The organism is Maricaulis sp., from assembly GCF_048270265.1.
GTDB lineage: Bacteria > Pseudomonadota > Alphaproteobacteria > Caulobacterales > Maricaulaceae > Maricaulis.
In genome coordinates this window covers 1-5,988 of record NZ_JBLWTD010000046.1, presented here as the reverse complement: position 1 = coordinate 5,988, position 5,988 = coordinate 1, and the positions used below count along the sequence as shown (strand labels likewise).

Here is a 5,988-nt window from a genome sequence, read left to right as displayed (position 1 = left end):
CATCCCGCCGCTGGCTTCCGCCAGAACCATCGTAATCGCTGCCGTCAGCGTCGTCTTGCCGTGATCAACGTGACCGATCGTCCCGATGTTCGCGTGCGGCTTGTTGCGCTGAAACTTTTCCTTCGCCATGATCTTTACCTCTTGAACGCCGATCTTCGGAAAAGACGGGCCGATCGTCATGCAAAATTGGTAACATGGGCACGCAAGGCATGCCCGGTTCGGATGCGCGCCTGATACACGCGCCACACCGGTCAAGGCAAGCGCGAATGCACATGGGCGGGTATGTAGCGTGAAGCCCGTGTGATGTGGGCCACTCGGCAGAGCCCGGAATGCGCCCTCCGCCCCCGTCCGGGGGGATGACGGGACAGCCTTCACACAGAATTAGGGTGGCCTGGCTGGAGCTCGCAGAGCGTCACAGAGCGCAGCCCTCCTACGCCGAGGCTGCGGAGGGCACCTCTTCGCCCCAGGTGCGCGCTGCGGGTGGCTTGCCACCCGAAGCCCGCAGGGCGAAGGGTGGAGCGGGTAGTCGGGATCGAACCGGCATCCTCAGCTTGGAAGGCTGCTGCACTACCATTGTGCTATACCCGCGCCAGAACTGAACCGTTTAGCCGCTTCGGCCGCACGCGTCGAGTAGTTGTGCAGCATGGATTGCACCACAAAGTCCGCGCCCGTCTGCCCGATCAATCCCCGTGACCACACGCGCACTTCTCTCTAGGGTGCGCGCCATCAAGCGCACACCGTTACGGGGACTTCATGACCGGATTTCTGCTGCTGGCCTTCATCTTTCTCGTCGCCGGCGTGATTGCGGTGCCGATTGCCTCGCGGCTCGGGCTTGGTTCGGTGCTGGGCTATCTGATCGCCGGCATCGCGCTCGGCCCGCTGATCGGCGCGCTCGGTGTCGATCTGGTCTCGATCCAGCATTTTGCCGAATTCGGCGTCGTGATGATGCTGTTTCTGGTCGGGCTGGAACTGGAGCCGAAACTGCTGTGGCAGATGCGCGCCCGCCTGCTCGGGCTCGGTGGATTTCAGGTGCTCGGTACCGTTGCCGGGGTGACCGGCATCGCGATGGCCTTCGGCCAGCCCTGGCAGACCGCCCTCACCATCGGCATGGTGTTGTCGCTCTCCTCGACGGCGATCGTGCTGCAAACCCTCAACGAAAAAGGCCTGGCGCGCAGCGATGGCGGGCGCTCGAGCTTTTCGGTTCTGCTATTCCAGGACATCGCGGTGATCCCGATGCTGGCGATCATCCCGCTGCTGGCCCTGCCCGAGCTGTTCGCGGACGGCCATGCCGCAGAGGCTGCCGCGCATGGCGGCGAAGCGGGCTTCAATCTCAATCTTGTTGACGGGCTGGCCGGCTGGCAACGCGCCGTGGTCACCCTCGCCGCCATTGCCGCCGTGATCGGCATTGGCGCTTTCCTGACGCGCCCGATCTTCCGCTACATCGCGCGCGCCAAGATGCGCGAGCTGTTTACCGCCGCTGCCCTGATGATCGTGATCGGCATTGCCCTGCTGATGACCCTGGTCGGCCTGTCGCCGGCGCTGGGCACATTCCTCGCCGGCGTGGTGCTGGCCAACAGCGAATACCGCCACGAGCTGGAATCCGATATCGACCCTTTCCGCGGCCTTCTGCTCGGCCTGTTCTTCATGACGGTCGGCGCGGGGATCAATTTCGCGCTGCTGGCCGATCACCCGGCCGCCATTCTCGGCGCCGTCGCAGGGCTGATTGCGCTCAAGGCGGGCGTGCTCTGGGTGCTGGCACGGATTTTCGGCCTGCAGGGTTCGGACCGCTGGCTCTTCGCCCTCGGCCTGGCCCAGGCGGGCGAATTCGCCTTTGTCCTTCTGGCCTTCACCCTCGCCAATGGCGTCATACCCGTCCCGCTGGCGGCGCAGATCTCGCTGGTGGTGGCGCTCTCCATGCTGCTTACCCCGGCGCTCTTCATCCTGCTCGACAAGGTGATCATGCCGCATTATCTGGCGCGCTCGGAGAGGCCGGCCGACGCGATCGAGCCCGGCGGAAAGATCATCATTGCCGGCCATGGCCGTTTTGGCGGCATCATCAACCGCATACTCTCCTCGGCAGGCCATGCCACCACGGTGATCGACTACAGCTCGGAGCATCTCGACGCCCTGCGCGCCTTCGGCTTCCAGGTCCATTTCGGCGACGCCACCCGGCCCGACCTGCTGCAATCAGCGGGCATTGCCGAGGCCAAGCTTTTGATCATCGCCATCGATGACAGGCAGAAGATCACCGAGCTGGTGCGCTATGCCGTGCAGACCTATCCCGACCTGCACGTGCTGGCCCGGGCGATCGACCGCGATCATGTCTATGAGCTCTGGGCTGCCGGCTGCCGCGATATCGTGCGCGAGACCTATGACAGCTCCATTCGCGCCGGTCGCTCGGCATTGCAGGCGCTCGGCCTCAAGCCGCACAAGGCCGCGCGTTTTGCCGCCGATTTCGAACGCCTGGACCGGTCCTCCATGGTCGAGCTCGCCGAACTCTACCGCCTCGACATCCCCAGCCATCTCAACGCGCCCTATGTGGCGCGCGCCAAGGAATTGCGTGCCGAGTGGGATCGGCAGTTACAGGGCAATATGGCTGCGGCCGACGCCGAGGAGGCCGAGGATGCAGAGCGCGCCGCCGGCGAGGACGGGGTTTCCGGGTGAGGCCGCGCCCGGTGCTTGGCCATAGGGAGTCAGAGATGGCGGTGGGCGAAGGCCCCGCCGGAGCCGGGAGCTTCCAACCTTACCACAGGCGTTTTCCTGCAAAGGCCTGTCCGGATCCAGTTTTGAGATAACGCTCGAAAGCGAATGCCCTCTCCCGCTCCGAGAAGGCGAGATATGCGACAAGTTTCCAGGGTCTGAATTTTGCGGTGTGTGGGGATTTGCCGGCGTTGTGTGCATCGAGCCGGCGCCGTAGATCCGACGTGGCTCCAACATAGCGCTCACCGTCGCAAGCCTTGCTCTCCAGCAGATAGACGTAATGCATCGGAACTGGCTCCAAGCACAACCTTTGGAAGTATATTGGAACATCGCCCGAAATTCGACAAGTGCGGTGTGGGACGCCCCCCGCAGCAAGCAGGGCCGGCAGCAATTGTTTGATGTCGGACGGTAAGAGCTTGGGCGGACGTTTGATGTCGAGCGCAGTCCTCATTCGCCCCAGGTGCGCGCTGCGGGTGGCTTGCCCAGCCGTTGGCGGCAGGGCGGTCAGGAATTGTGTTTGATGGCAGACGGGTAAGAGTTTGGGCGGGAGTTTGATGTCGAGCGTACGCCCTCCTACGCCAAGGCTACGGAGGGCACCTCTTCGCCCACTCGCTTCGCTCGTATGCGCGCTGCGGGTGGCTTGCCACCCGAAGCCCGCAGGGCGAAGGGTGGTGGAGGGGGCTGGATTCGAACCAGCGTACGCTATGCGGGCAGATTTACAGTCTGCTGCCTTTAACCACTCGGCCACCCCTCCACAGGGTGTCCCTCGGGCACGATAAACGGGCCGTGGGAAGACCTGCAACAAAGGGTCTGCGCTCCCGGCTTGGCATGCTATGCCTGCGCCGAAATTTGCAACCGCCCTGAGACAGGAGCGCGGACTATAGTGACGAAGCCCCCTATGCGCAACACTCCCAACCGCGGCGATTACACACGCCGCTCCAGCCCTTCACAGACAGCGAATTCCGGCTGGATCTGGGGCCGCCACGCGGTGCTCGCTGCGCTGCAAAACAGCAAGCGCAAAGTGATCGAAATCCGAGTCACCCGCAATGCCGTGCGGGAGATTCCCGAAGGGCTGGCGAAACGGCTCTATGAACCACGCGAGATTGACCAGGCCCTGCCCGAGGGTGCGGTGCACCAGGGCTTTGCCCTCAAATGCAGCGCACTGGAGAGCGAGCACATCAATGCCGTGGTCGATCCGACCCATGGCGCCCTGCTCGTGCTCGACCAGATTACCGATCCGCACAATGTCGGCGCGATCTTCCGCTCCGCTGCCGCGTTCGGGATTCGCGCCATCATCATGCAGGACCGCAAGTCACCGCCGATTTTCGGCACCGTGTGCAAGAGCGCGGTCGGCGCCGCCGAACGCGTGCCGCACATCGAGGTGACCAATATCGCCGATACGCTGAAGAGTTTCCGCAAGGCCGGCCGCCATGTGCTCGGCCTGGCCGGTGAAGGCGAGGTTTCACTCGCCGACGCGATTGCCGGCTTTGACGGCAAGGGTCATGGCCCGGGTCTGGTTCTGGTGATGGGTTCGGAAGACAAGGGTTTGCGGCCGCGCGTCGCCTCGGAATGCGACCAGCTGGTCCGCATTCCGATGATGGACGCGATCGAGAGCCTGAATGTCTCGAACGCGGCCGCGATCGCCCTCTATGAGGCGTCGAAATGGCGCCCTGCCCGCGGCAAGGCGCCCGTCGACGATCCCGCCTAGTCGGTACCGCCGACATGCAGGACTGTGCGCCCATTGCGGCGCCAGTCGATGGAACCCTCGATGTCTTCGATATCGACATCGCCGCCACCGGATTCGCGCACCGTTACATTGACGGCGGTGCCACCGAAGCGGACATCGCCCGAGCCATTGATCGAAACCTCAAACGGCTCGGCGCGGCCGTCATGCACGACGATATCGCCGGAGCCGCCGATATAAGCGCTGAACGGCCCGTTTACGGTGCGCGCCTCGACATCGCCGGAGCCGCCAATCCGGATATCGAGCCCGGCCACCCTGCCGAATTCAACATCACCGGAACCATTGATACGGACCTCGGCATCGCCGGTAACATCGGCCATGCGCACATCGCCGGACCCGTTGATCCCGACATCTGCCATCCCGGCGACAGCGCCGAGGACGACATCGCCCGAACCATTGATACCGATATCGGCATTGCCGCCGATATCGCGCGTCGTGATGTCGCCGGAGCCATTGATGTTGATATCCACGTCATGGGCAATCGCGCCGGTCTCGAAACGGCCGCAGCTGCTCATCTCCATATCCAGCGAACCGAGATCGCCAGCCGTGCCCTGGAAAGCGGAATCGCTCAGCTCCAGGGCCAGTGAGGCGGGCGCCGTGATGGTCAGCAACGGGTATTCAGTGATCTCGTTCTGGCTGCTCCAGCGGCGCCCGATGCGGATAACCCCGTTGCGGGTATTGCAATTGAGATTGCGGATGGACTGGCCACCATCGATCGCCAGGCTATCCCCGGTCTGCCGCAGTTGCGGGTCTTCCACCAGATCGCCCGGATTGGTGATGCTGACACTGATCGCGTCGGAGTCGCCGGTGCGAATTTCGACCCGGCCGATGAAATTCTCGATCGACACGGTGGCCGCGGAATAGCTTTGCTGTTGATCCTGTGCCGTGGCCGCGTTGGCGACTACAGCCAGGCTGGCCAGGGCAAACGCTGTGCCGGCGATCAATGCTGATTTACGCGTCATGGAAATCCCCTCTGATTGGATCTGATATAGACTGGATGCCGTCAGGCCCCCGATTGGATGCAAACCTGCCGCATCCCATCCTGCCGGGCGCTGGCGAGTCCGTGACAAGGGATTAATACTGGGGTGGACCGTGTGCGTTGAGAGGGAATAATCGCAATCCTGTCCCACGCCGACCGCCGCAATGCGGTGCCAAGATCGGGTTGCGCCAAAACCGGGTTACCGGTCGTGATGCCCCAAGGCATATACGTGATAATGAAGGACACAGCTGCGCCAGCCTAAAGCCTGCCCGGGGGCACCTGCGTTCAGGCCGCTAGGCCGGCCAGAACTGATAGACCGCCGTCGCGATCACGGTGCCGATGGCATAGCCGAACACGCCAACCAGCACGCCCGGCGTCACCAGGTCCTTCCAGCCCTTCGCCGCCGCCAGGGCCGGCGCCGTCGTTGCGCCGAGGATGGCGGCATTGGACGCCGTGATCAGTTCGGGCAGCGAGAATTTCAGGATCGAACCCAGCCCGAAAGTGACAATGGCGTGCACCGTCAACAGGATACCGATCAGTGCAATCAGCACCGGTGCCGATTGCA

6 protein-coding genes and 2 tRNA genes are annotated in these 5,988 nt (G+C 63.5%); 2 read left to right on the top strand and 6 right to left on the bottom strand.

Translation table 11 applies throughout. The features are described from left to right. A partial coding sequence (locus tag ACN0YF_RS14695; RefSeq protein WP_417494961.1) for a GTP-binding protein occupies positions 1 to 129 on the bottom strand: 129 nt, incomplete at its 3' end. A gap of 385 nt (positions 130 to 514) precedes the next feature. Next, a tRNA-Gly gene (locus ACN0YF_RS14690) sits at positions 515 to 588 on the bottom strand. 165 nt (positions 589 to 753) lie between these two features. Between ACN0YF_RS14690 and ACN0YF_RS14685 the strand changes: the two genes are divergently transcribed. Next, entirely contained in the window at positions 754 to 2,664 is a 1,911-nt protein-coding gene (locus tag ACN0YF_RS14685) for a cation:proton antiporter (protein WP_417494960.1), read from the top strand. A gap of 79 nt (positions 2,665 to 2,743) precedes the next feature. Here the strand turns inward: ACN0YF_RS14685 and ACN0YF_RS14680 are convergent, their stop codons facing one another. Both ACN0YF_RS14680 and ACN0YF_RS14675 read right to left on the bottom strand, forming a co-directional pair. Then, a complete protein-coding gene (locus ACN0YF_RS14680; RefSeq protein ID WP_417494959.1) occupies positions 2,744 to 2,986 on the bottom strand; it encodes a GIY-YIG nuclease family protein in 243 nt (80 codons plus the stop codon). Between the two features lie 383 nt (positions 2,987 to 3,369). Further along, positions 3,370 to 3,454, bottom strand: a tRNA-Tyr gene (locus ACN0YF_RS14675). Between the two features lie 129 nt (positions 3,455 to 3,583). Between ACN0YF_RS14675 and rlmB the strand changes: the two genes are divergently transcribed. Continuing rightward, on the top strand, positions 3,584 to 4,408 hold the full coding sequence (gene rlmB / locus ACN0YF_RS14670) for a 23S rRNA (guanosine(2251)-2'-O)-methyltransferase RlmB (protein WP_417494958.1): 825 nt from the start codon (positions 3,584 to 3,586) through the stop codon (positions 4,406 to 4,408). On the opposite strand, the gene ACN0YF_RS14665 is transcribed toward rlmB, so the two are convergent. Together ACN0YF_RS14665 and ACN0YF_RS14660 are read right to left on the bottom strand one after the other, a co-directional pair. Further along, entirely contained in the window at positions 4,405 to 5,406 is a 1,002-nt protein-coding gene (locus ACN0YF_RS14665) for a GIN domain-containing protein (RefSeq protein WP_417494957.1), read from the bottom strand. The two genes, rlmB and ACN0YF_RS14665, sit on opposite strands and share 4 nt — an antisense overlap. A 310-nt stretch (positions 5,407 to 5,716) precedes the next feature. Then, the coding region (locus tag ACN0YF_RS14660; RefSeq protein WP_417494956.1) for a DUF819 family protein at positions 5,717 to 5,988 on the bottom strand (272 nt) is incomplete at its 5' end.